Genomic DNA, 21,832 nt, shown 5'->3' on the forward strand with positions numbered 1-21,832 from the left:
CCCATGCACAGTAGAACCGCTACCGGCGTGTTGCCGGCGGCGATGATGCCTAAGTTGCGGTGTGGTTTCGATGAATCGACCCGCAGGCGCAACAGTCTGAAACGTCTCTCCCGCAACGCGAAGTGAGCCACCGGATGCGCCTGATGTGATCAGCCTCCGGTCCTTTGACTCGTCGGGCAAAACACTGGCAGAGTCGTAACGTGGCCATCACGCCCAGATGCCGCTCCCAGTGCGAGACACCGCGAGAGCAACGCGCCTGCTACCACGCATAACGCAGCGCGCCCTTGCCGGCGTAGGAGCGCGTCACGTTGGAGAACTCGCCTTCGAAGGTTGCTGCCGTCGACCAGCCGTTCAGCCATTTCATTTCCGCGGATGCGGTGGCGAGGGCGGAGTCGGCTGCCGATCGTGCACCGCCTACGACGAAGCTCGCGCCGGGCAGCGCCTGGAATGTCGCGGCGACGGAGTGATCCGGATTGAAGTCATGCGCCCAGGCGGCGCGGCCGCGCAGGGTGAGGACGCCATCCGCCGTGGCGAAGGATTTGTCGGTGCGCAAGCCGAGCTCGCTGCGCGCATCGGTCACGCTCTTGGCGGCATAGGCAAGCGCAAACGCATTGCTCCCCGAGACCACCGTTTCAGCATAGGCCGGCAGATCGAACGTCGTGAACTGGACCGCGGCATAGGGCGTGAGGCCGATGCCGCCGACCCATGGCGCGACGAAGCGATAGCCGCCTTCGAGCCGGCCGGACCACGCATTGGCGTTGAACTCGGCGCGCAGCCGGTCGACGCCGGCGAGCGTCACCGTGCGATCGGTGGTGACGTCCTGCCAGCCATAAGCCAGCGCGGCAGAGATGTAGCTCGGGCCATTGGTGTGGCGGAGATAGGCGCCGGCTTGGAACAGGTCGGAGCGGCCGTAACCCAGACCATTGACGTTGAAGCTGGTGCCGCCGCCGGCGAGCGCAAAGCCTGCGAGCGTGTTCGGCGAGAACAGGTAGTCGGCGCCGACAGCGGTGCCGGCGATGCGGCTCGCAGAATCGTTCGAACCGACCACCGCATTGCCGCTGGTCGATTGTGAGCCACCGAAGCCTGCCGCCCACACGCTCCAGCGCGGCTCGTAGGCCCTGGCGAGCGGCACCTTCGTGAACATCGCGAACGCATCGGTCTTGTTGCTCGCGGCGTAAGCGCTGGCCTCGCCTTCCTCCGCGTAGCCCGTCGGTGACGTCGCGCCATCGATGCCGCCGCCGCGTCCTGCGAACGGATCGGTCATCATGCCCATGAACTGGCCCATGGCGCCGAAGGTCGTCTGTTGCGAGCCGGTGGCGCTCTCGCCGGAGGCCTGGGTCAGGCCATTGGCGGTGAGCGCGCTGTAGATCAGCGAAATGCCGCCATTGCGGTTGAAGAAATTGACGATCGCGTTCCCCACGCCCTGCTGGTTGCCGGCAAGCCCCGATCCCGGCGGCGCCACGAAGGCGAGCGACAGGTCGAGATAGGCATGGGTCGCGTCATAGCCGAGATCGGTCTTGAAATTCACCGGCAGATTGGTGTTGACCACGGTCGGAGCAAACGTGCCGCTGACGCTGCCTGCGGTCAGGATGGTGTACTGCTTTGCCACATAGCTGCCGCCGGCAAACACCGCGTTCACGCCGGCGCCGCCGAGCGTGGCGGTGCCGCTGACGGTCGCGAACGAAGCGGTCGAGGGATTCACCTGCACCTGATAGATCGCGCCGGACTGGAAGGCGAGATTGCCCGCGATCGCCATCGACGAGCCCGGCGTGCCATTGCCGGGCGCAAAAATGCCGCCGCTCGCAATTGTCAGCGTTGGAATGGCGGCGCCGCCGTTGATGACCGATCCTGTCCCCGTCAGGCCGCCGATGGTCTGATCGAAACCGTTGAGATCGAGCGCAGCCCCGCTTGCGATTGTGTAGTTGCTGTTCGGCGAAAACGCGTTCGCGATGCCGGCTTGCAGCGTCCCGGCATTGACTAAGGTGGGCCCGAAATAGGTGCCGGCGCCCGAGAGCGTCAGGGTTCCGGCACCGATCTTGGTGAGGCCGCCCGGCCCGCCGATCGTCCCCGACAGCGTCGCATTGTTGCCGGCGGTATCGAACGTGCCGCCGGCGACCATCAGGGTGATCGGCAGATTGCTCGTGATGCCGGTGCCGGCGAATTGCATCGTGCCCCCGGTGAACACCGGCCCGCCAGCGCCGGTGCAGGCCAGCGCGCCCGATGTGTTGGCCGTGAATGTCAGCCCCGCCGCCAGCAGGGCATTGCCGCCGCCGCAGATGCCGGAGGACCAAGGACGGAATCCAACGGCCAGCGTGGCCATCACCGTGTTGGTCGCGGTGTTGATCACGGAAACCGTGTCGAGACCAATGGTCACATAGATGCGGCTGCCGTCGGGACTGACGCTGACCGCCAGCGGAACAACTCCAACCGGGATGGCGGCCGTCACCGTGTTCGTTGCGGTATCGACTACGAAAACCGACGAGCTGACCGAGTTGACCACATAGAGGTGACTGCCGTCGGGACTGACGGCGACCGCCACCGGACGACTTCCGACCGGGATGGTGGCCGTCACCGCGTTGATCGCGGTGTTGATCACGGAAACCGAGTTGCCGCTCGAGTTCACCACATAGACGCGGCTGCCGTCGGCACTGACGACGACCCCCCGCGGAGCATTTCCGACCGGGATGGTGGCCGTCACCGTGTTGGTCGCGGTGTTGATCACGGAAACCGTGTTGCCGGTAAAGCTGGGCACATAGAGGCGGCTGCCGTCGGCACTGACGGCGATCCCGAGCGGAAAACTTCCGACCGGGATGGTGGCGGCCACCGTGTTGGTCGCGGTGTCGATCACGGAAACCGTGCCGTCAACAGCGTTGGCCACATAGACGCGGCTGCCGTCGGCACTCACGGCGACCGCGTACGGATTGGTTCCGACCGGGATGGTGGCCGTCACCGTGTTCGTTGCGGTATTGATCACGGAAACTGTGCCGTCAGATAAGTTGGCCACGTAGACCAGCGACTGGTCGCCGCGAACCGCCACTGCAGAGGGATCAGAGCCGACGTTGATGGTGGATCCGGAGACCGCGTTCGTCGTCGTATCGATGACCGAGACGGTAGCGTCACCAGAATTGCCCACGTAGAGGAACGGCCCCGACTGCGCGTGCGCCGCGGCCAGGCTCCCGAGCGTCAGCGCCAACGCCAGCGCCGACGACGCCAGCAGCGCGGCCCGCAAGCGGCGGGTCGCCGCGAGACGATCTTTCCGCTTACCACTCATACCGCACGGTGCCCTTGCCCGTGTAAGTCTGCGTGCTCTGGGAGAACTCGCCGTCGACGGTGCCCGCGAGCGAGAACCCGTTCCGCCATTTCATCTCGGCGCGGCCGCCGACCAGCGCGGAGTCGGCCGCCGGTTGCGCGCCGTTGACGGTGAAGGCTGCGCCCGGCAGCGTCTGGAAGGCTGCGCTGACGAGGCGGCTGGTGTTGGAATCGTGCGCCCAGGCGAGCCGGCCGCGCAGCGTGAGCACGCCACCATTGATGAGGAAGTGCTGGTCGGTCCGCGCGCCGAGCTCGGTGCGCACATTCGTCGTGTCCTGCGAGCTGTAGGACAGCGCGAACTGGTTGCTGCCGACGAGCGCGGTCTCGCCGTAACCGGGCAAATGGAAGGTCGTGACTTGTGCGGCCGCGTAGGGCGTCACGCCGAAGCTGGAGGCGGGAATGGGTGCGAAGCGCCAGCCGGCTTCCAGGCGGCCGGAGAAGGTGCTCGCCCTAAAGTTCGCGGTGAGCCTGTCGGTGCCTGAGACCGTCACGGTGCGATCGGTGGTGACGTCCTGCCAGCCATAGGCGAGCGCCGCGGAGATATACGCCGGCCCGAATGTGTGGCGGCCATAGAAGCCGGCCTGGAACAGATCGGCGCGGCCGCCGCCGAGGCTATTTGAGAGCGCAAAATTGTAGCCGGCGCCGCCGAGCGCAAAGCCGACCAGCGTGTTCGGCGAGACGCGATAATCGGCGCCGACCACGGTGCCGTAGATGCGGCTGGTGGTGGTGCTCGAACCCGATGCGGCATTGCCGTTCAGCGTGCTGGCGCCGCCATAGCCGGACGCCCATACGCCCCAGCGCCGGTCGATGACATCACCGCTTGCCTCGCGCGGCGTCACCGCGGCGTAGGCCTCGCGCACCTTGGCGTCGTTTGGTCTGATGGAAGCATAGCCCAGCGTCCCGCTGTCGCCGGCAGTGCCGCCGCGCTCGCCGTCCAAGCCGCCGCCACCGAGCGGATCGAGCATATTGACGAACTGCTGCGTGGCGTTGAACGAGGCTTGCCTGCCCGCGGCGCCGGGCTGGCCGGAGACCTGGCCGAGCGCGCCGTTGAGCTGCGGCTGGCCCATGTTGAGCAGCACGTCGAACCCTGCCGGCGGCGTCGCGGCGGCCTCGACCGCCCGGTTGATGGCGCCGGCCACATTGCTCTGGTTGCCCCCCATACCCGGCGACAGCGCGATCGTGCCGGGATCGAGCACGAGATAGACGTTGTTCAGATCGTAGGTGAGGTGCGGATTGCGCGCGCCGGGCGCGAAGCTGCTGCCGGTGAGGCCGGCGAAATGTGTTCCACCGAAGCCGCCGCTGGCGTTCAGGATGGTGTAGGTCTGCTGCCGAAAGCTGCCGGGCAAGGCGACCGCCTGCACGGTCGCGCCGGTGAGCGTCGCAATGCCGGTGACATTGGTGCGGTCGGCGGCGCTCGGCGAGACCTCGACGGTATAGAAGCTGCCGGCGTTGAAGGTCAGGTTGCCGCTGACGGTGAGGGTGCCGACGGAATTGCCCGGCGCCAGCGTGCCGCCGCTCGCGATCGTCGTGTTGCCGACGGTGCCGGTGCCGCCAAGCGTGCCGCCGCTGTTCACGGTGACGCCGCTGGAGGACGCGATCGAGCCGTTCACCGCCAGCGTGCCGCCGTCGATCTGGGTCGCGCCGGTGTAGGTGTTGACGCCCGACAGGGTCAGCCTGCCGGTGCCGACCTTCACCAGCGAGGCGCCGGTGCCGCCGCCGGATCCGCCATCGGCAAGCACGCCGGTGACATTGGTCGACAGGTTGTTGCTGCCGACCGTCAGCTGCTTGCCGCCGAGGTCGAAGGTGCCGCCACCGGCGAGCGAGCCGGCGCTGAGCTTGTTGTCGCTGTTCGGGCCGGTGCTCATCGAGAAGTCGAAGACGGCGCTGGGCGTGCTGTTGATGAGCTGCGCGCTGCCGGCCGTGGCGTTGCCGTCGAACAGCACGTTGCCGTTGTTGGTGATGGTGGCGCTTCCGGCTGTGGCGTTGGTATCGAAGGTCAGCTGCGCGTTGTTGGTGATTTGAGTGCCGCCGGCCGTGGCATTGCCGCTGAACACCAGCGTGCCGGCAGAGATCGTCAGGGCGGATAAATTGTCCGCGCCGGTCAAGGTCAGCGTGCCGGCGCCGGACTTGGTCAGCGCGCCGACGCTGAGATTCTGGCTGATGACGAAATTGTTGGCTGCCGCTGCAATCTCCAGCGTGCCGCCGCCGGCACCGAAGGAGATGCTGCGCGTGGTGGCGTTGAAAGCCGTGCCTGATATCTGCAAGGTGCCGCCGTTGAAGGTCAGGCCGCCCGCGAGGTCGCCGAGATTGGCGTCCGAGGAGACGCTGACCGTGCCGCCGGCGAAGGTGGTGCCGCCGATATAGGCGTTGGTGCCCGACAGCGTCAGCGTGCCGGTGCCGGTCTTTACCAGTGAACCGCCGGTGCCGCCAAAGTAGCCGCCATCGGCGATCACGCCGCTGACGGTGGTCGACAGATTGTTGCCGCCGACCGTCAGCTCGTTGGCGCCGCAAGAGAAGGCGCCGTTGCCGGCGATCGAGCCGGCGCTGAGCTTGTTGTCGCCGTTCGGGCCGGTGCTGCCGGAAAAATCGAAGGCGGCGCCCGGGTCGTTGTTGATCAGCTGCGCATTGCCCGCGGTTGCGTGGACCCGGAAATAGGTCGTTCCGATGGAACTGTGGAAGGGACCGCCGCCATTGTTGGTGATGACCGCGTTGCCGGCCGTGCTCAAGCCCATGAAGGATAGATTATAGGTGTTGGTGATGGTCGCGCTGCCGGCCGTGCTGTAGCCGACGAACCCCATGAGGCGGTCTGGCCGAACGTCCATGTCGGCGAGGACAGCCTGTTCCAGTGCATCCGCGAGCTGCGCACCGCGCTCGGTGACGAGCGGCGGCAACTGATCAAGCTCGCCTCCGGCGGCGGCTATCTGCTGGCGGCGGAGGTCGTGGACGCGCCCGCCGACCTGACGCCGGCCGGGGAGGTCGCGCTCCTGCCGTCGGCCGAGGTGGTCGCGGCGCCCGTGAGGCCGCAGCGCGCCCTGTTCGGTCTGAGCCGGCAGGCCATGGTCGCCGCCGTGGCCGGGCTCTGCGTGATCGTCATGGGGCTTGCGGTTGCCGCGCCCGTGCTGAAGCCGGACCTCCTGTTCAGGCGAACGCCGCCGCGGCTCGCGGTGATGCCGATCGTTGACGACAGCAACGATGCGCGCGGCGCGGCAATGGCCGCCGACGTCACTGCCCGCCTCACGGATGGTTTTGCCAAGATCCAGAACATCAGCGTGGTTGCGCCGCGATTGGCAGCCAAGGGCGGCGACAGCACCGCTGCGCCCGCCGCATCATCCGATTACGAGCTGCGCGGCGAACTGGAGCGTCGCGATCAGTCGTGGACGCTGCGCGCGCGCATCATCAAGGCCGCGACCGGAGAGGTGCAGTCGGTCGTTGCAGCGTCAGTCGCGGCGGACGAGGCGGACGCGCAGCTTGCGCAGTCGCGGCTCGTCGCCGGCGTCGGTCACGGGCTTGCGCGCCGTCTCAACGAGATTCTGGAGTCGCGTGTGCCGCGCCCCCAGGCCGCCGGGGCGTCGGCCGGCGGCGACAAGGTGGCCGTCGAGCAGGCGCTCGCCTCGATCAACCAGACCACGCGCGAGCGCTTTGGCGCGGCGCAGGCCATGCTGCAAAAGGCGCTCAGCGACGACCCTGACAATCTCGACATCGCGGTTGCGCTCGCCTCGCTCCAGATGCGCGGCATCCAGATGGTCTGGTTCAGCCCGGAGGAGGCGGTCGCCGTCGAGGCGAAGGCCAATGCGACGCTCGAGCAGGCGTTGCGGTCGAAGCCGAATTCCATTCCGGTGCTCGAGGCCTATTGCCGCTTCCTCAGCGCGACCAACCATTTCGTCGAAAGTCTCGTCACCTGCGCCAAGGCATTGAGCTTCGATCCGTGGAATGGGTCTGCGCTCTATCTGATCGGCCTCGGGCAGATCTTTCTCGGCCGCCACGACGATGCGCTCGCGACATTCCGGCAAGCCGATCGCTACGATACGCCGCCGGCCTCGCGCTGGACCTGGCTGCTCGGCGCGGGCCTGGCGAATCTCTTGATGGGGCGCGACGAGGAGGCGTTGCCGTGGCTGCAGCGTTCGATCGCCATCACGCCGGCGTCCGGGCGCTCGCACCTGCTGCTCGCTGCCGCCTACCAGAGATCGGGCCGGTTCGAGGAGGCGAGGGCGGCGATCGCGGAGGGCCTGAGGCTGCGGCCCGGTACGACCAGGCTCAACGTCTCGCCGCCGCTGAAGAACGTAAGTCCGGTTAATATCGCAGCCTGGGAGCGCATCGTTCAGGCCGAGGTCGATGCGGGACTGCCGGAGCAGTAGGGCGGGAAGTTTGAACCCCGCTGTCATGCCCCGCGAAGGCGGGGCATCCAGTACGCCGCGGCGTGAATTGTGAGAGCGAGCTCTCCAACGAAAGCCTCTGGGATACTGGATCGCCCGGTCAAGCCGGGCGATGACACCGAGAATGAGGCGCTCTCGGCCTCCACGCAATGACGGCAGTAGCTACCGCCACCTGCGGTGCAGCCACAGCCACTGCTCGGGATGCTCGCGCACCCAGCTTTCCACCACGCTGGTGATCGCCTGGGTCGTGCCCTGGATGTCGATCTTGCCCTCGGCATCGCGCACGGGCGGGACCTCCTCGGTCAGCTCGCCGCGGAATCGGCCGCCGGGCAGGCGGATGATGCGGACACCGTGGATCGGGCATTCGACCTGGCGGAGCAGGCGCGCCAGCATCGGGTTGGCGCGGGTCTTGCGGCCGAAGAAGGTGACCTCGACGCCGCCGGTCAGATACTGGTCGATCAGCATGGCGACGTGTTTGCCGTCCTTGAGCGCCTGCGCGAGGCGCAGCGGCGCATCGCGCCCCGCCGGGATCAGCGTGCCCATGTTGACCTGGCGCATCTCCTGGATGATGCGGTCGGCGGAGGCGATGTTGGGGCGGCGGTAGAGGATCGCGGCGTCCAGCCCATGCTCGACGGCGGCGAGTGCCGGCAATTCCCAGTTGGCGAGATGCGCGGCGAAGATCAGCGCCGGCTTGCCGTCATCGCGGATCTGGTCGAACAGCTCGATGCTGCGCGCCGGGAGTTCGATCCGGCTCTTCTCGGGATGGTCGCGGTCGTAGTCCCAGACGTGGTCCATATGGGCGAATTCGGCGCCGACGCGGCCGAGATTGTCCCACACGCCCATCAGGATCTGTTCGATTTCTTCCGGCGACTTCTCCGGAAATGCCGCGGTGAGGTTGGCGCGGCCGATGCGGTGCTCGCGCAGGCGCGGGCCGATCGTCTTCACCACGCGGGAGAAGAAGTCCGAGGTCTTGGCCGGATCGAAATAACGCGTGGTGCGCAGCATGCCGACGGTGGCAGCACCAATCAGGCTGCCGCCGAGCGATTTGGCAGCCTCCCGCGCGCGGGCCTTCGTGCTCGCAGGAAGCAGCGCCATGCGTCCGGTCAGGCCGGTTCGCGGGTCAGGATCAGCGAGGCGTTCTGGCCGCCGAAGCCGAACGAGTTCGACATCACTGCGGTGACGCGGGCATCGCGGGCCTTGTTGCCGACGACGTCGAACAGGATCGTGGGATCCGGGGTCTCGTAGTTGATCGTCGGCGGAATGCGCTGATGCTCGAGGGTGAGCAGCGAGAAGATCGCTTCGACCGCGCCCGCGGCCGAGATGGTGTGGCCGACCATCGACTTGTTGGAGGTCACCGGGATCTTCTGCGCGAGATCGCCGAACACGGCCGACGTCGTGTTGAATTCCATCTTGTCGTTCTCGGGCGTCGCGGTGCCGTGCGCGTTGATGTGGTCGATCTGGTCCGGCGTCATGCCGGCATCGGCCAGCGTCTTGTTCATGCAGCCGATGATCGGCTTGCCATCGGGCGAAGAGCGGGTGCGGTGGAAGGAATCGGTGAGCTCGCCGCAGCCGGCGATCACGCCGAGGATTTTTGCGCCGCGCGCGGTCGCGGCCTCGTAGCTCTCCAGGACGAGCGCGCCGGCGCCCTCGGCCATGACGAAACCGTCGCGGTTCTTGGAGAAGGGGCGGGAGGCCGCCTGCGGCGGATCATTCTGGGTCGACAGCGCCGAGAGCAGCGAGAAACGCACGAGAGCTTCGGGGTTCACGGTGCCGTCGGTGGCCACGCACAGCGCGGCATCGGTCTCGCCGCGGCGGATCGCCTCGACGCCGAGCTGGATCGAGGTCGCGCCCGAGGCGCAGGCCGTCGACAGCGAGATCGGCGAGCCCTTGGTGCCGAAGGTCTCGGCGAGATGGGCTGCCACCGAGCCGAACATGAAGCGGTGGTGATAGGCACTGTACTTGCCGCCGCCGGAGATGCGCAGCAGATCGTCATAGGTGATATCCTGCGCGCCGACGGCGCGGCCAAGCTCACGGCGCTGCGGCCATTCGACTTCGACCGGTGCAACCGCAAGGAAGAGCGGACCGGGGAAATCGGCCTTGGCGCCGATGCCGGCCTGCTCGAGCGCTTCCTGCGTGACGAGCTCAGCCATCCGCTCGGACAGGGCGGTGGAGGAGAACGGATCGACGCTGACGAAATCGACCGTGCCGGCCATCGTCGTCCTCAGGCCGTCGACCGGAAAGCGCGTGATGGTGCGGATGCCGGATTCGCCGGCGACGAGCTTCGCCCAATTGTCGGCCTTGCCGTTGCCGAGCGAGGTCATGATGCCCATGCCGGTGACGACGACGACGGGACGCCCGAGTTTGTCGCGTGGTGCAGTCATGTCGATCCCCCGATTGAGCTAGAGCATCCGCCAAAGCGCGACGCGCTTCAGCTTACGGCCTCGACCAGAGCCATGCCCTCGCCGCGCCAGTGTCCGGCCCCCACCACCACAATCTGGGTGGGCGCGCCCTGCATTTCAATCTCCGTCCCGGTGGAATCGTTCGGCGGGAACAGCGCACCGCGCGAGATCGACAGCGCCGCAAGCGCAATGCCGAGCGGAAATTGCGTTTCCATGGTGTGGCCGAACATCGTGCCGGTCGAACGCACCGGGAAGTCGGGATGGCCCTTCAGGAAGCCGAGCTCCTCTGACGTCGCGGGCTCCGCGCCGGTCGCGCCCGATATGATCGCGCCCTTGCCCTCGCGCCTGGGCAGCTTTTCCCAAAGCTTCTCCAGCGTCGCGGCCATGTCGCCGGGCTGCTTGCGCCGGGCGAGGTCGGCAACGACGCTCGAAAGCTTTGCGAACGGCTTTGCGCCGCGCGCCTCCGCGTGCGCCTTCGATTCCAGCACCAGGAACGCGCCGGCAGATCCCAGCGCGAAACCGGCGTGATCCTTGCGCGCCCACACCGGAGCAAACTTGTCCTTCAGATTGAAGGCGCCGAATTCGTAGAGGACCATCAGGTCCTTGCGCTCGCCATTGTGGGAGCCGCCGATCAGCGCGATGTCGCTCTCGCCCGAGGCGATGCGCGCGAGCGCAATGCGCGCCGCATCGGCGCCCGCGACCTCTTCGCCCATGAAAGTGCGCGAGGTGCCGCCGAGACCGTGCACAATGGCGATGTTGCCGGCGAGCAGGTTCGAGAGCTGGGCCAGGAACAGCGTCGGCCTGAGATCGCTCATCAGCCGTTCGTTGAGGAAGCCGGGCGCATTGGCGCCCTTGACCTCGGCCGTGAGCACGCCGGAGTCGACATTGATGTCGCGCTCGCCGCCGCCGGCGGCCACCACCATGTCGATCTTCGACAGGATGTCCTTGTTGCCCTTGATCCCGGCGGAATCGAGCGCAAGGCCCGCGGCATAGGTGCCGATGCGCTGCCAGGCTTCCATCTGGCGCTGGTCGCCCTTCTTCGGGATCTGGCTGTCGAAGGTCACAGGCATCAGGGGATGCACGATGCAGGGTGCAAAGCCCTTCTCGTCGACATTGATGCGCTTGTCCTGAAGCGCGGCCCAGTTGGCGTCCAGGCCTTCGCCGAGCGAGGTGGCAAGGCCGATGCCGGTGATCCAGACTTCCGTCTGGCCGGCCTTCGAAGCAATTTCAGTCATGGCGATACGGCCTGTTGCGGAAAGCCGACGCGTTTGGCGACCGCGTCCATGAAGCCGCGCATATCCGCATTGGGGAAGGGGATCTGCGTGAAGGTGAGCGTCGAATTCGCGCGCAGCTTACCGCCGACCTTGATCTTGGCCTCGGTCACCGCGTAGCCCGAGCCCTGATGCGACAGGGTCGCCTCGATGGTCATGAGATCGCCGGGGAAGACCGAGCCGCGGACCTTGGCCTCCTTGACGGCGGCCAGGATCGGCATGCGCTCGAACTTGAGCACGCCGAGCTGAAGCCAGCCCGAGGCCTGGGCCATCGATTCGATCAGGAGCACGCCGGGCATCAGGGGATAGCCCGGGAAGTGCCCCTCGAAGATCGTGCTCTCCTTGGGGACCAGGGCTTCGACGACAATCGTCTTCGCGTCGACGTTGAGGTCGACGACGCGATCGATCATGTGGAAGTATTCGAGTTGCATGACCGCGCGCTTAGGCGCTTGCGCCCTTGGCCGCAACCAATTCGTCGATGCGGGCGCACAGATTTTTCAGGACGAAATACTGCTCGGTGGTCGCCTTGCCGTCGTTGACCTCCTGGGTCCACTTTTCCAGCGGCAGCTTAATGCCGAACTGCTTGTCGATCGCGAACGCGATGTCCAGGAAATCGAGGCTGTCGATGCCGAGGTCATCGATGGCGTGGCTATCCGGCGTGATCGTGTCGCGCGGGATGTCGCAGGTTTCAGCGATGATCGTAGCGACCTGATCGAATGTGGAGGACATCACTAAGCCTTTGATATATTGCTGACATTTGTCTGAAGTTCCAGAGTGGAACGGTGGGTGGGCATCGCGCCCCGATGACGCCCTCAAACCCCCCTCTGGCCGGGTCGAAAGCCCGTATATCGGAGCGCCGCGCTGAGTTCAATGGAGCCGGGCGGCCCCGGCGACAGGGCTGGGGATGCCGTCGGCGGGCCTTTCAGCCGGGAGACGTACCTAGATATGGGGCGTCGTGATCTTGGCGCAGTCCCGGCGGCCCATCAGCACGCAGTCCTGGGTGCGGCGCAGGTCGGCAATGCTCACCGCGAGCCAGATTCCGATTGCGGTCAGCGCGATGGTGAAGGCGAGCGCCGCGATATTGGCGAGCATGCGGTGGCGGAAATTATCCGGTTCCCGGCGGGGCTGCTCGTAGCGCGACAGGTCGAGCGGCTCGGGCGCGACGCGCAACGGCTGCACGGTGCCGCTGCCCCGTTGGACCGGCGGGGGAGACGCGTTGCGCGGCCTGAACTGGAGCACCCGGTGCTCGTCATCCGAGCTGATGGGCCGCTGTGTTTTCATGGCGCGGGGATCACTCCGAAGCAGCGGTTTTTAGATAGCATACGTCGTGAATGCCTTGCAGAAAATCTTCTCAACGCGCACGTGCATTGCGCTTTCGCACTATCTTGCATGGCATCTTTCCGGAACGGCCCGCGAACGAACGCGGCGCCGGCTGTCAGGCCGGTGACAGGATGCGGGGGTTGCGTTGCAGCAACAACCCCGAAGCACGCATCGCCGGCTCTCGTGAACATCTGCTTGTGATCTCCGCGGCCGGATCGAACGCATTTTGCCACCGCGGCGCCCATGGCATAATCAAGGGAACCGGACCACCGGTTGCAACCATGTGAGGGGCCTTCGACCATGACCACCACCAACGCACGCGAACCGAGAGTGCATCCGGTGCCGATCCTGTCGCTCCGGCCGACGCAGATGACGGTCGGCATGCGCGAGGTCAAGGAGAAGCGAAAGCGCTGGCGCGAGCACGACAAGAAGAAGCAGGCCGACCTGCTTGGCAATCACATGATCCCCGTCGTCTACGGACCGGATCAGCGCTACTACGTGATCGACCATCATCATCTCGGCCGCGCATTGCACGACGAGGGCGTCAAGGAGGTGCTGGTGACCGTGGTCGGCGACCTCAGGATGGTCGAGCGCGAGGCGTTCTGGGGCGTGATGGACAACAAGCGCTGGGTCTACCCTTACGATTCCAAGGGTGAGCGGCGGCCGTTCCGCGATCTGCCGAAATCGGTCGTCGATCTCAAGGACGATCCGTTCCGAAGCCTTGCCGGTGAGCTCCGCCGCATGGGCGGCTTTGCGAAGGACACCACCCCGTTCTCCGAATTCCTGTGGGCCGACTTTCTGCGCCGGAAACTGTCGCGCAAGGCAGTCGATGCCAATTTCGACAAGGCGCTCGAGAAGGCCCTGTCCGCAGCCAAGAGCAAGGATGCCATCTATCTGCCCGGCTGGTGCGGACCGGCGGACGAGGACTAAGCGCAACCATTCGCATCAGTCGCGCTGGAAGATCTTGGCGCCGGGGTAGACGCGCCGGGCGTAGCTTACGACCAGTGCGCGGTCCTGGGTTGCCAGGAAGGGCGTTCGGATCTGGCACGAGCCGACGACGAGGTGCCACAGACCATTGAGTTTCCGGATGACGACGTTCATTTGAGCAATCCTCGATGACTCCGCATTTCTGCGAACACTGCTTATCGCGGCAGTCTTGCGATTCATGATCGTGGTCGCTGGCGTGAAATTCCCGGTACCGCTCGCGACCGTCGCAAGACAACAGCGATTATTGTTATTTGGTTACGGCGCGCACCCCGAGAAGCCGGATCTCATCACAGCCGCTTGAGCGAAGTCATTTTCCGCAGGGATGAAACCGTCCTGAAACAGAGCCGCCCCATCTCTGTGGGGTAGTCGAGCTCACACAGGAGGCCAACATGCGCCGTCTGGTTTTCGCAATTGCCTTGCTCGCAGTCGCCACAGCAGGAATCTCGGCATCGTTTGCCGCAGTTCGCCACGCCAAGACGCTGACATTTTCCGAGCGCTTTGCTCCGGCGCTCGAGTTGATGGCGCAGCGCTAGCGACGTAGCGCCTCGCGGTCGCAGGTATGCAACGGTGCGACGATCACTTCTGATGCTGCGGGCCGGGTGGGGACAGAAGGCGTTCCATCTCGGCGGCTGCCTCGCCGTCGCGCGCCTTCTGCAACAGCGTGTGGCGTTCGGTGCCGGCTGGGAGCTTCTTGGCCGCGGCGCGGGCGTCCTGCGTGAACTTGTTCAGGCGCTGCTGGAGTGACAGGGCCGGTCGCGTGCGGTTGCGCTTCTTGGTCATGGCTGGACCTTTCCGGCGCGAAGCCCACCATGGTGAGGCGAGTGGCGTCCTTAACTTTTGTTGGAACCGGGAGCGTGGATCGCGGGTTTTTCATTGCAGCGGCGCCTCGGCGCCAAGGATTGCAATACAGGTCCCAAATGTACCGGTCGGAGCTGACCCGCGTGCCCAGCGATACGATCCGTGCTGCGCTTGTCAGGCGTTTGCGCACATCTTCAGGCATCTCGGACGACGACGTGAAGGAGATCGAGGCGCTCCCGATCGCGGTTCGTCAATACCCGGCGGAGACGCCCGTGGTCCGCGATGGCGAGCGCGCAACCGATTGCTGCCTGATCGCAGACGGCTTCTGTGCGCGTTCCAAGACGATTCCAAGCGGCAAGCGCCAGATCCTCTCCATCCACATCCCCGGTGAGATCCCCGACCTGATGAGCTTGTTCCTGCACGTGATGGATCACGACCTGTCGACGCTGACCCCGTGCACGCTCGGATTCATCAAGCACGAAACGCTGCGAAAATTGCACCAGCGCAGTCCAAGCGTCGCCGAGCTGTTCTGGCGAGACACGCTGATCGACTCCGCCATGTTCCGCGAATGGATCGTCAATGTTGGCCAGCGTCCCGCGCCCGCAAGGCTTGCCCATGTCATGATCGAGCTGCGCGAGCGTCTTCGGGTCATCGAGCGTCTGGACGGCAACAGCTTCGAGATGCCGCTGACCCAGGAGCAGATCGGCGAAGCTTTGGGCATCACGGCGGTGCACGCCAACCGCGTGATCAAGCAGTTGCGGCAGGAGGGCATCGCCGAGCTGCACCGCGGCCGCGTCACGGTGCTGGACGAGCGGAAATTTTTGGAACTTGCCGATTTCGACGGCCGTTATCTGCATCAGTCGCCGACCCTTTAAGGGGCCCGATGCCGCGATTCAACTTCGACATTCACGAGAACGGCCGTCTCATTCCGGACGACGACCGAAGAGATGAGGACGCACGCAAGGAGGCGGTGCTGACCCGCGCCTCCATCGCCCGCGATGCCTTCGCTGCCGGTAGCGCCCATCGCGTCGTCGTCGATGTCCGCGAAGAGGGAGCGCCGCCGCTGAAGGTTTCGATTACGCTTGAGGTTGAAGAGGCCTAGGTCGGTACCGGCGCGCAACGCTACTCGTGCGGCGTCTCTGCCTCGCGCGGGCCGCCTTTGCCGCCGAGCATGCGGTGCAACCGCCGCTCGATGTGGCGGCCCACCGTCAACAGCACGAAGGCGAGGGCCAGCGCGACGGTGACGATCTTCCACTGTCCGGCACCGCAGACGATGCCGATGCAGGCCGCGAGAAAGGTGCAGGCGGCGCTGGTCAGCCCGCGGACGCGAAATCCGATGCTCTGATGCACGATGACGCCGGCACCGAGAAAGCCGATGCCGGTGAGGATGCCCTGGATGACGCGGCTTGCGGCATCGGCGACCCTGGTTGGTTCGGCGAGCTGCAGGGCGAGCAGAACCACGGTCGCCGTGGAGAGCCCGACGATGCCGAGCGTCTTCAGCCCGATCGGCTTGCCGTGCAGGTCGCGGTCGAGGCCGATCGCGCCGGCGGCGACGGTCGCGGCACCGAGACGAGCAAGGATTTCGGGCCAGTCGAGCTCCGTCATTTTTTCGGCAAACGCCCCATCAGGTAAAACTCCTCGTTCGGCCTCATGCCGGTGAAGTTTGCCAGCCGATTGGACAGCGCGAAGAAGGCCGAGATTGCGGCGATGTCCCAGATGTCGTCGTCGCTGAAGCCGTGCGGCGCGAGCGCCGCGAAGTCCTCCTCGGAGACGCGCTGCGCGTCGGCCGAAACCTTCATCGCGAAATCGAGCATCGCCTTTTGCCGCGGCGTGATGTCGGCCTTGCGGTAGTTCACAGCGACCTGGTCGGCGATCACAGGGTTCTTGGCGCGAATGCGCAGGATCGCGCCGTGCGCGATCACGCAATACTGGCACTGGTTGGCCGCCGAGGTCGCGACCACGATCATCTCGCGCTCGGCCTTGGTGAGGCCGCCGTCCTTCTCCATCAGCGCATCATGATAGGCGAAGAACGCGCGGAACTCGTCGGGCCGGTAGGCCAGCGTCAGGAACACGTTCGGCACGAAGCCGCTCTTCTCCTGCACGGCGAGCAGGCGCGTGCGGATGTCGTCGGGGAGTGTGTCGAGGGCGGGTGCGGGGAAGCGTTTTGAGGGAGGAGGAGACATGACGATGTTCCGGATCGGGTTCTCGGGGAACGCGGAACATAGTCGATCGCAGTCCTTCGCGCAAAGCGCTTGCGCGGACTACATCTTCTAGCGCAGACAGAGTCGAGGCTGTCAAAGAGTCTTCAAATATTCGAGGAGTGCCTTCTTTTCGTCGTCGCTCAAGCTCGTGCCATAGTCATGCCCGCATCGGCTGTTTCCTGAATTGAGGTCATTGCAATCGGTGACTGGACGAGTTGGCCCCTCTTGTGTGACGTCAAGACCAACATTTTTGATGTCGTATCTCGCGCCAACTTTGAACTGTGACATGCGCTTCGCAGGCGGTACGAGCAATTCCGCCAATGTCGGCACCGAGCCGTTGTGCAAGTAAGGCGCCGCGGCCCAAATTCCCTCCAGCACGCGAGCTTCATACTTGCCTCTCTTGAGGGTGCGCCTGAAAAACGTCCAAGGCTCGATTGTCAGGCTGTCCGGCGCTCCCGATGGTTGCGCGCTGGGCGGTTCGGTGGAGGCCCGTGCCGGAGCCGGAGACGCTGGCAACGGAGACTTGGGTGCGGAGCGCGCCATTGGCCCGTTGCGAGGCAAGGAGGAGCCAAAGCCGTCACCAGCACCGAGCTCGCTCCCTAAAGACAGCTTATAGTTCAGAATCGTGCCGGCGACTGCGCTAAACATCATGTGGACGGCATAATCCTCTTCCTTGAGATCCCTGGCGACCCCCAGGGTGCCTGCTCCCTTCAGCGCGCCGGTCTTCACTCTCCAACCGAGCTCATCGAATTGACGAGTGTCGGTGCCGACGTTCTTGAGCGGCGTCTCCCACGTCGTAGCAAAAAAGTCACGCAGGGCGTGTATCTCCTTCTTCTTGTGACACCCCTCGCTGCAGTGTCTTTCGTAGAGTTTTTGACCGTCGTCAGCCAGTTTCGAGTCGATAGGCCATTCCCGTGGCCATTTTGGCGGACCCATCTTCAAGATCAATTTCTCGAGTCTTTCCAGCCCATCGAAGTTGATGGAGTTGGCGTAGTCCAAGAATAAGCCGGACGAACGCTTTGGTTCAAAGTTGGCGAACGCCAGAGCTTGCCCGGTGTTCCGGGCAAGTGCAAAAACGCGGTTTCCATTCGACACAAAACCGGCCCAGTCGGTTTGGTTCTGCATCGGTGTGTTCCACAGGAAAGGATACCGCACCGGAGCGTCGGCAATCCTCATGTTGTCCTTGATCAAAAAATCAGGCGGCGGCCCGACGTCGGTGCCGGATATGCGGTTGAAGATGATCCCGACGGCGTCCAGCCGCCCAGGCCCCCAGCCAACAGGCGGCAATGTACCGGCCACGAATGCATGGAAGCGCAGGTGCCATGCATCAACCCTCTGACGTAGTGCGTCAACATCGGCATCAGAAGGTGTCGCAGGTTGGGAGACGGCCGCAGCAAATGCAGCGAATGCCGTCTTGCTGGCGGTTGCGTCTCCTACCGCCTTGTCCAGGTCGCTCAGGAACTCCTGGAAATCCATAAAGGCCGGACCGCCATCGATGCGGTACGTCTTGCCCTCCACTTCAACCTGCCGCGTGTGACACGCGGAGCATGTTATCCCGACCATCTGGGACTCTGCGGGACCTGTGGTGTGGAGGCCGACGGGGAGGTTGGCCTTGTCGCCCGGATTTGGGAGAAAGCCGTATCGGGCCAGACCGTCCGAGAGGAACGGTTGTCCGTCCTTCGCTTTCAATGCCCGTAACCAGGTGAGGTTGATTAAGCGGGAGCCTTGGTCGCGCGTGTAGTAGTCGGCCCTGTCTTCCGCTGTCCAATACGGGCCTTGGTCGACATATATTGGATCGCCGAGAGCGGTCTCAATTCCCGAACTTGCGGCGACGACCAGCGCAATGCGAATGAGGAAAGCGACACGACGCATCGCATGACCCTCCATGAACTACAATTGAACCACCCGTTGTCTCGAAACCAGAATCTGTCGAGATATGCGCAGCTGGGCGAGAGAAAGTAACGCAGCTCGCCCGGTGGCGACGAGAGCTGTCAGAAATAGCCGTCCGATGCTCGAGATTGTACTTCTTGGCAAAGTCCCGTCAAGGTCGTTGCTCCGGGCCGGAGCCCCGGATGGCATGCCACGCCCATTGAAGCGCGGCGGCCCGCGAAATGGGCCCCGGTAAACTGGTGTGTCTCGACCCGAGCGGCCTTGCTAAACCGCGAGCCGGGATCCGTCCCAGGCAACAATGCCAAACTGATCGCAAATCGCGTGCATCTCGGCGAGATCCTCAACGACGCGGGCGGTGCCAGGCTTCGCCTCGGCGAACAGTCGCGCCCTCAGGCCAAGACATTCTACAATCAGCCATGGATTCCTGATGGTCCTGGCGATGGAAAGAGCATCATCCAAGGCGCTCAGGCCACGTTCGGATTTCCCGTCCCGAACGAGAGCCTCAGCATAACCCGCATAGAGAAGGCAGAGCTCGATCTGGCCTGTCCGCAGATGCGTGCCGCTCTCCATACAAGCGTCTATCAGGTCGACGGCCTGATGTGCCTGGCCTGTTCGTGCCAGAGCGGTCGCCATTGCTCCGGTCAGGTTGGCCTTGCTGGCATCGTACCCGTTACGTTCGACGATCTCCCTTGCGATCGACAAGCATTCCACAGCCTGGTCATTTCGATGGAGCATGAGGAGATTTCGCCCCATCGTAATGCGGGCGAGCACTTGCCCATATGAATCCTGTTCACGAACTGCGATCTCCAATGCACGCAATGCGAATCCGAGCGCCTCCGCATATTGACCTGTTGCATTCATGAACCAGCTCCTGAATGCCAAAACCGTGCATTTTGGACCGGCCGGTGTCCCGAGGCGGGCAGTCTCGAGTTCTCCTGTGAGCATTTCATTCAGTTCGTCCATCGCCGCAATCGCGCGATGGACATGGCCCATGCTGTGCAACACATTTGCCATGATGGTCTGATTTGAAAATATGAGTGCGGTCGATTTCAGCGCTCGAGCTGTTCTCAATCCCTCGCTCGTTATTTGCAGCCCTTCTTCATACCGGCCCTCAAACCAGTAGACCATTCCGAGTTGCGACTGGACGCTGCACACGTGAGCAATCCTGCCTTGGCGCCGCGCCAGCTCCAACGTTCGTGGCAAATGCATATTTACTTTTTTGAATTCGCCGAGTTGCAGCATCGAAGCGAAGCTCATTCGACCGAAGTCGACATATTTTTCTTCGGCGGCTTCCCCAAGACGCTCGATGAGCTTGAGCGCCCGGTCGTATATCAAGCTGAGCGATGAGGCTGCGGCGTTCCGGCGCGCTTCGACGGCAGCCTCCCAGAGATAGCCAAGTGCAGCACCAGAATCTCCGGCTTCCTCTGCATGAAAGGCCAACTGTTCGTAACGGCCATCCAGATTCGGGTAACGCCGCACGATTGCCTGGACAGCGGCCTGGTGGATTTCCAGACGCCGGCCACGCGGTATCGTGTTTGCACAGGCCTCGGCGATGATCTGATGCCGGAAACGCACGGAGTTACCCGCAAGCGGATGGACAAAAGCAAATCGGGCAAGCTCGAACAATGCAGTCAGCAGCTCGCCTACGTCCACGCCGAGCACCGTCGTAGCCAATTGGATTTCGACCTCCTCTCCCAGCAGGCTAAGCGTCTGCGCGAATGTCTTCATCTTCGGAGAAAGCCGTTGCAGCCGCGCATGAATCACGGACTCGACGCTCTGAGGCAGTTGTTCGCTCGTTGCGTTCGTCGCGTCCGCCGAACGCAAGAACTCTTCCAATACGAAGGGGACGCCGTCAGCGCGATCGATCGCTCTCGCAAACACGGTCGGGGATCGAGTTTTCGGCCACAATTGGCGTCCCAAAGCCTCCATGCAGGCCCGCGACAGCGGTTGCAGATGAATGAGCGAGTCCGCAATCTCCATGGCCTGGTCTGATGATTCCGGACGTCCGGTCAGCAATATGCAAAGCGGCTGCGGGGTACTTGCGCGCGCGAGTAATTTCAGGAAATGGCGGCTTTCCGGATCGATCCACTGGAGGTCTTCGATCAGCAAGAGAGTTGGTCTACTTAGCGCCAATGCGAGGAAGGCATTGACAAGTGCGCGTGCAATTTGCGTTTGCGTATTGTCGGTCAATCGTTGGCGAGAGGACGCTTTTCCAACGATGAACAGGGCTTCGAGCTTTCTGCGATCGCCTGCCTCGACGTGCAGTTCCGCGAGAGCCTTCCGAATATGTTCATCCGACGATGAGTTGTTTGCAGCGAGCATGTCGCCCACCAACGTGCGGGCGGCGGCGAATGCGGTGGCACGTCTCTGCACGCCGCCATAAAAGACGCAACACCTCACGTCGGATGTCAGTGCCTCGGTCATTACGGCTGTCGCAAGGCGGCTCTTGCCGATACCTGGTTCGCCCAGCAGGGCGACGGAGCAGCTTTTGGCGCCCGGGCGCGGGAGTAGCCCCCGAAGCGCCGCAAGCTCGTCGACCCGATTCACGATCGGATTTTGATAGCGGCTGGCGATTTCGTTGTGATCGACATCGTCCGGCCGGGCAATCAGCGTGTAGGCCTCGATGACCCGATCGGCGATTCCCGAAGTCGTCTTGTGTGCCGTAAGGTCGAGTGGCGATCGGCACAGCTTTGCGGTTTCGGCGCTTACCCTGATCTCGTCTGCCGCCGCTTCCTGCTGCAGCTTGGCAGCGACGTGCACGGTCGCTCCGGAAACGTCGAAGCGGGCGATGGCGTTTTTGCCGCCTATGCGTAAGCCGACCAGGCCGGAGTGAAGTCCGACGCGAAAATTGACCGGATCTCCCCTGGGGCCGGTCGACTGGCTATGACTCTGAATGTCCCAGGCTGCGATGCACGCACGATCCGCATGATCCTCATATGCGGTTGGCCAGCCGAATATGGCAATGCCACCGTCTCCCGCATAGTGGACAATCTGTCCCCCGAGACGCTCCACGGAACTGCGGATGTGATCCAGCCAATGGTCCAAAAACGCTTGAGCTTCATCGGGGTCGCAAGCCGCGATGTGGCGAGTTGAACCCACCATGTCGACGGCGAGCACCGTTATGATGTTGCGATCCGCAATATTGGCACCGCCCACGGACATCCTCGCGCCCCGCGTGCTCAAACCGGCTCCAAAGCCAAGGGTAGCACGAAGGACAAGCCTTGGGCTATCCGCGAGACGCGGCCTTGAGCCGCGATATCCGGGGCATTCCCCGTCGCGCCCAG

At 64.3% G+C, this 21,832-nt stretch carries 19 protein-coding genes; 5 read left to right on the forward strand and 14 right to left on the reverse strand.

The genetic code is table 11. From position 1 onward, the window contains the following. Nucleotides 1–259: 259 nt before the first annotated feature. Nucleotides 260–3,271, reverse strand: coding sequence for an autotransporter domain-containing protein (locus tag AC5ZFO_RS06695; protein WP_496121817.1), 3,012 nt, complete (start codon nt 3,269–3,271; stop codon nt 260–262). Further along, the gene (locus AC5ZFO_RS06700) at nt 3,261–6,200 is read right to left on the reverse strand and encodes an autotransporter outer membrane beta-barrel domain-containing protein (protein WP_282518225.1); all 2,940 of its coding nucleotides are present in this window, start codon (nt 6,198–6,200) and stop codon (nt 3,261–3,263) included. The genes AC5ZFO_RS06695 and AC5ZFO_RS06700 overlap by 11 nt, the downstream gene beginning before the upstream one ends. A gap of 48 nt (nt 6,201–6,248) precedes the next feature. Here AC5ZFO_RS06700 and AC5ZFO_RS06705 point away from each other — a divergent pair, with 48 nt between their 5' ends. Next, nucleotides 6,249–7,664 (forward strand): tetratricopeptide repeat protein, encoded by a 1,416-nt coding sequence (locus tag AC5ZFO_RS06705; protein ID WP_282518224.1) that lies wholly within the window; start codon nt 6,249–6,251, stop codon nt 7,662–7,664. Nucleotides 7,665–7,844: 180 nt separating this feature from the next. Here AC5ZFO_RS06705 and AC5ZFO_RS06710 read toward each other — a convergent pair whose 3' ends face one another. The 6 genes from AC5ZFO_RS06710 to AC5ZFO_RS06735 form a co-directional block, all read right to left on the reverse strand. Beyond that, nucleotides 7,845–8,777 (reverse strand): lipid A biosynthesis lauroyl acyltransferase, encoded by a 933-nt coding sequence (locus AC5ZFO_RS06710; protein WP_282518223.1) that lies wholly within the window; start codon nt 8,775–8,777, stop codon nt 7,845–7,847. An 8-nt stretch (nt 8,778–8,785) separates the two neighbouring features. Next, nucleotides 8,786–10,063 (reverse strand): beta-ketoacyl-ACP synthase, encoded by a 1,278-nt coding sequence (locus tag AC5ZFO_RS06715; RefSeq protein WP_282518222.1) that lies wholly within the window; start codon nt 10,061–10,063, stop codon nt 8,786–8,788. A 47-nt stretch (nt 10,064–10,110) separates the two neighbouring features. Beyond that, nucleotides 10,111–11,316 (reverse strand): beta-ketoacyl-ACP synthase, encoded by a 1,206-nt coding sequence (locus AC5ZFO_RS06720; RefSeq protein WP_282518221.1) that lies wholly within the window; start codon nt 11,314–11,316, stop codon nt 10,111–10,113. After that, nucleotides 11,313–11,783: a 3-hydroxyacyl-ACP dehydratase FabZ family protein gene (locus AC5ZFO_RS06725; protein ID WP_282518220.1), complete on the reverse strand. Its 471-nt coding sequence runs from the start codon at nt 11,781–11,783 to the stop codon at nt 11,313–11,315. The genes AC5ZFO_RS06720 and AC5ZFO_RS06725 overlap by 4 nt, the downstream gene beginning before the upstream one ends. A 10-nt stretch (nt 11,784–11,793) precedes the next feature. Further along, entirely contained in the window at nt 11,794–12,081 is a 288-nt protein-coding gene (locus AC5ZFO_RS06730; protein WP_007592476.1) for an acyl carrier protein, read from the reverse strand. Between the two features lie 210 nt (nt 12,082–12,291). After that, a complete protein-coding gene (locus tag AC5ZFO_RS06735) occupies nt 12,292–12,633 on the reverse strand; it encodes a hypothetical protein (RefSeq protein ID WP_282518219.1) in 342 nt (113 codons plus the stop codon). 339 nt (nt 12,634–12,972) lie between these two features. Here AC5ZFO_RS06735 and AC5ZFO_RS06740 point away from each other — a divergent pair, with 339 nt between their 5' ends. Next, a complete protein-coding gene (locus tag AC5ZFO_RS06740; protein ID WP_282518218.1) occupies nt 12,973–13,602 on the forward strand; it encodes a ParB-like protein in 630 nt (209 codons plus the stop codon). 15 nt (nt 13,603–13,617) lie between these two features. Here AC5ZFO_RS06740 and AC5ZFO_RS06745 read toward each other — a convergent pair whose 3' ends face one another. Further along, nucleotides 13,618–13,773: a hypothetical protein gene (locus tag AC5ZFO_RS06745; protein WP_166352319.1), complete on the reverse strand. Its 156-nt coding sequence runs from the start codon at nt 13,771–13,773 to the stop codon at nt 13,618–13,620. A gap of 275 nt (nt 13,774–14,048) precedes the next feature. On the opposite strand from AC5ZFO_RS06745, the gene AC5ZFO_RS06750 reads away from it, so the two are divergent. Continuing rightward, complete coding sequence (locus AC5ZFO_RS06750; protein ID WP_282518217.1) at nt 14,049–14,192, forward strand: hypothetical protein; 144 nt, start codon at nt 14,049–14,051, stop codon at nt 14,190–14,192. Between the two features lie 43 nt (nt 14,193–14,235). Here AC5ZFO_RS06750 and AC5ZFO_RS06755 read toward each other — a convergent pair whose 3' ends face one another. Next, entirely contained in the window at nt 14,236–14,439 is a 204-nt protein-coding gene (locus tag AC5ZFO_RS06755) for a hypothetical protein (protein ID WP_282518216.1), read from the reverse strand. Between the two features lie 161 nt (nt 14,440–14,600). Here AC5ZFO_RS06755 and AC5ZFO_RS06760 point away from each other — a divergent pair, with 161 nt between their 5' ends. Both AC5ZFO_RS06760 and AC5ZFO_RS06765 read left to right on the forward strand, forming a co-directional pair. After that, nucleotides 14,601–15,332, forward strand: a complete 732-nt coding sequence (locus tag AC5ZFO_RS06760; protein WP_282518215.1) for a Crp/Fnr family transcriptional regulator — start codon at nt 14,601–14,603, stop codon at nt 15,330–15,332. Between the two features lie 8 nt (nt 15,333–15,340). Continuing rightward, complete coding sequence (locus tag AC5ZFO_RS06765; RefSeq protein WP_282518214.1) at nt 15,341–15,559, forward strand: DUF6894 family protein; 219 nt, start codon at nt 15,341–15,343, stop codon at nt 15,557–15,559. A 20-nt stretch (nt 15,560–15,579) separates the two neighbouring features. Here the strand turns inward: AC5ZFO_RS06765 and AC5ZFO_RS06770 are convergent, their stop codons facing one another. From AC5ZFO_RS06770 to AC5ZFO_RS06785, 4 genes are all read right to left on the reverse strand, one after another. Continuing rightward, a complete protein-coding gene (locus AC5ZFO_RS06770) occupies nt 15,580–16,062 on the reverse strand; it encodes an MgtC/SapB family protein (protein WP_282518213.1) in 483 nt (160 codons plus the stop codon). Continuing rightward, nucleotides 16,059–16,640, reverse strand: coding sequence for a peroxidase-related enzyme (locus AC5ZFO_RS06775; RefSeq protein ID WP_282518212.1), 582 nt, complete (start codon nt 16,638–16,640; stop codon nt 16,059–16,061). The genes AC5ZFO_RS06770 and AC5ZFO_RS06775 overlap by 4 nt, the downstream gene beginning before the upstream one ends. Before the next feature lie 111 nt (nt 16,641–16,751). After that, the gene (locus AC5ZFO_RS06780; protein ID WP_282518211.1) at nt 16,752–18,530 is read right to left on the reverse strand and encodes a di-heme-cytochrome C peroxidase; all 1,779 of its coding nucleotides are present in this window, start codon (nt 18,528–18,530) and stop codon (nt 16,752–16,754) included. Between the two features lie 282 nt (nt 18,531–18,812). After that, nucleotides 18,813–21,704, reverse strand: a complete 2,892-nt coding sequence (locus AC5ZFO_RS06785) for an ATP-binding protein (RefSeq protein WP_282518210.1) — start codon at nt 21,702–21,704, stop codon at nt 18,813–18,815. Nucleotides 21,705–21,832 lie beyond the last annotated feature (128 nt).

The organism is Bradyrhizobium sp. Unk1 (assembly GCF_059512345.1).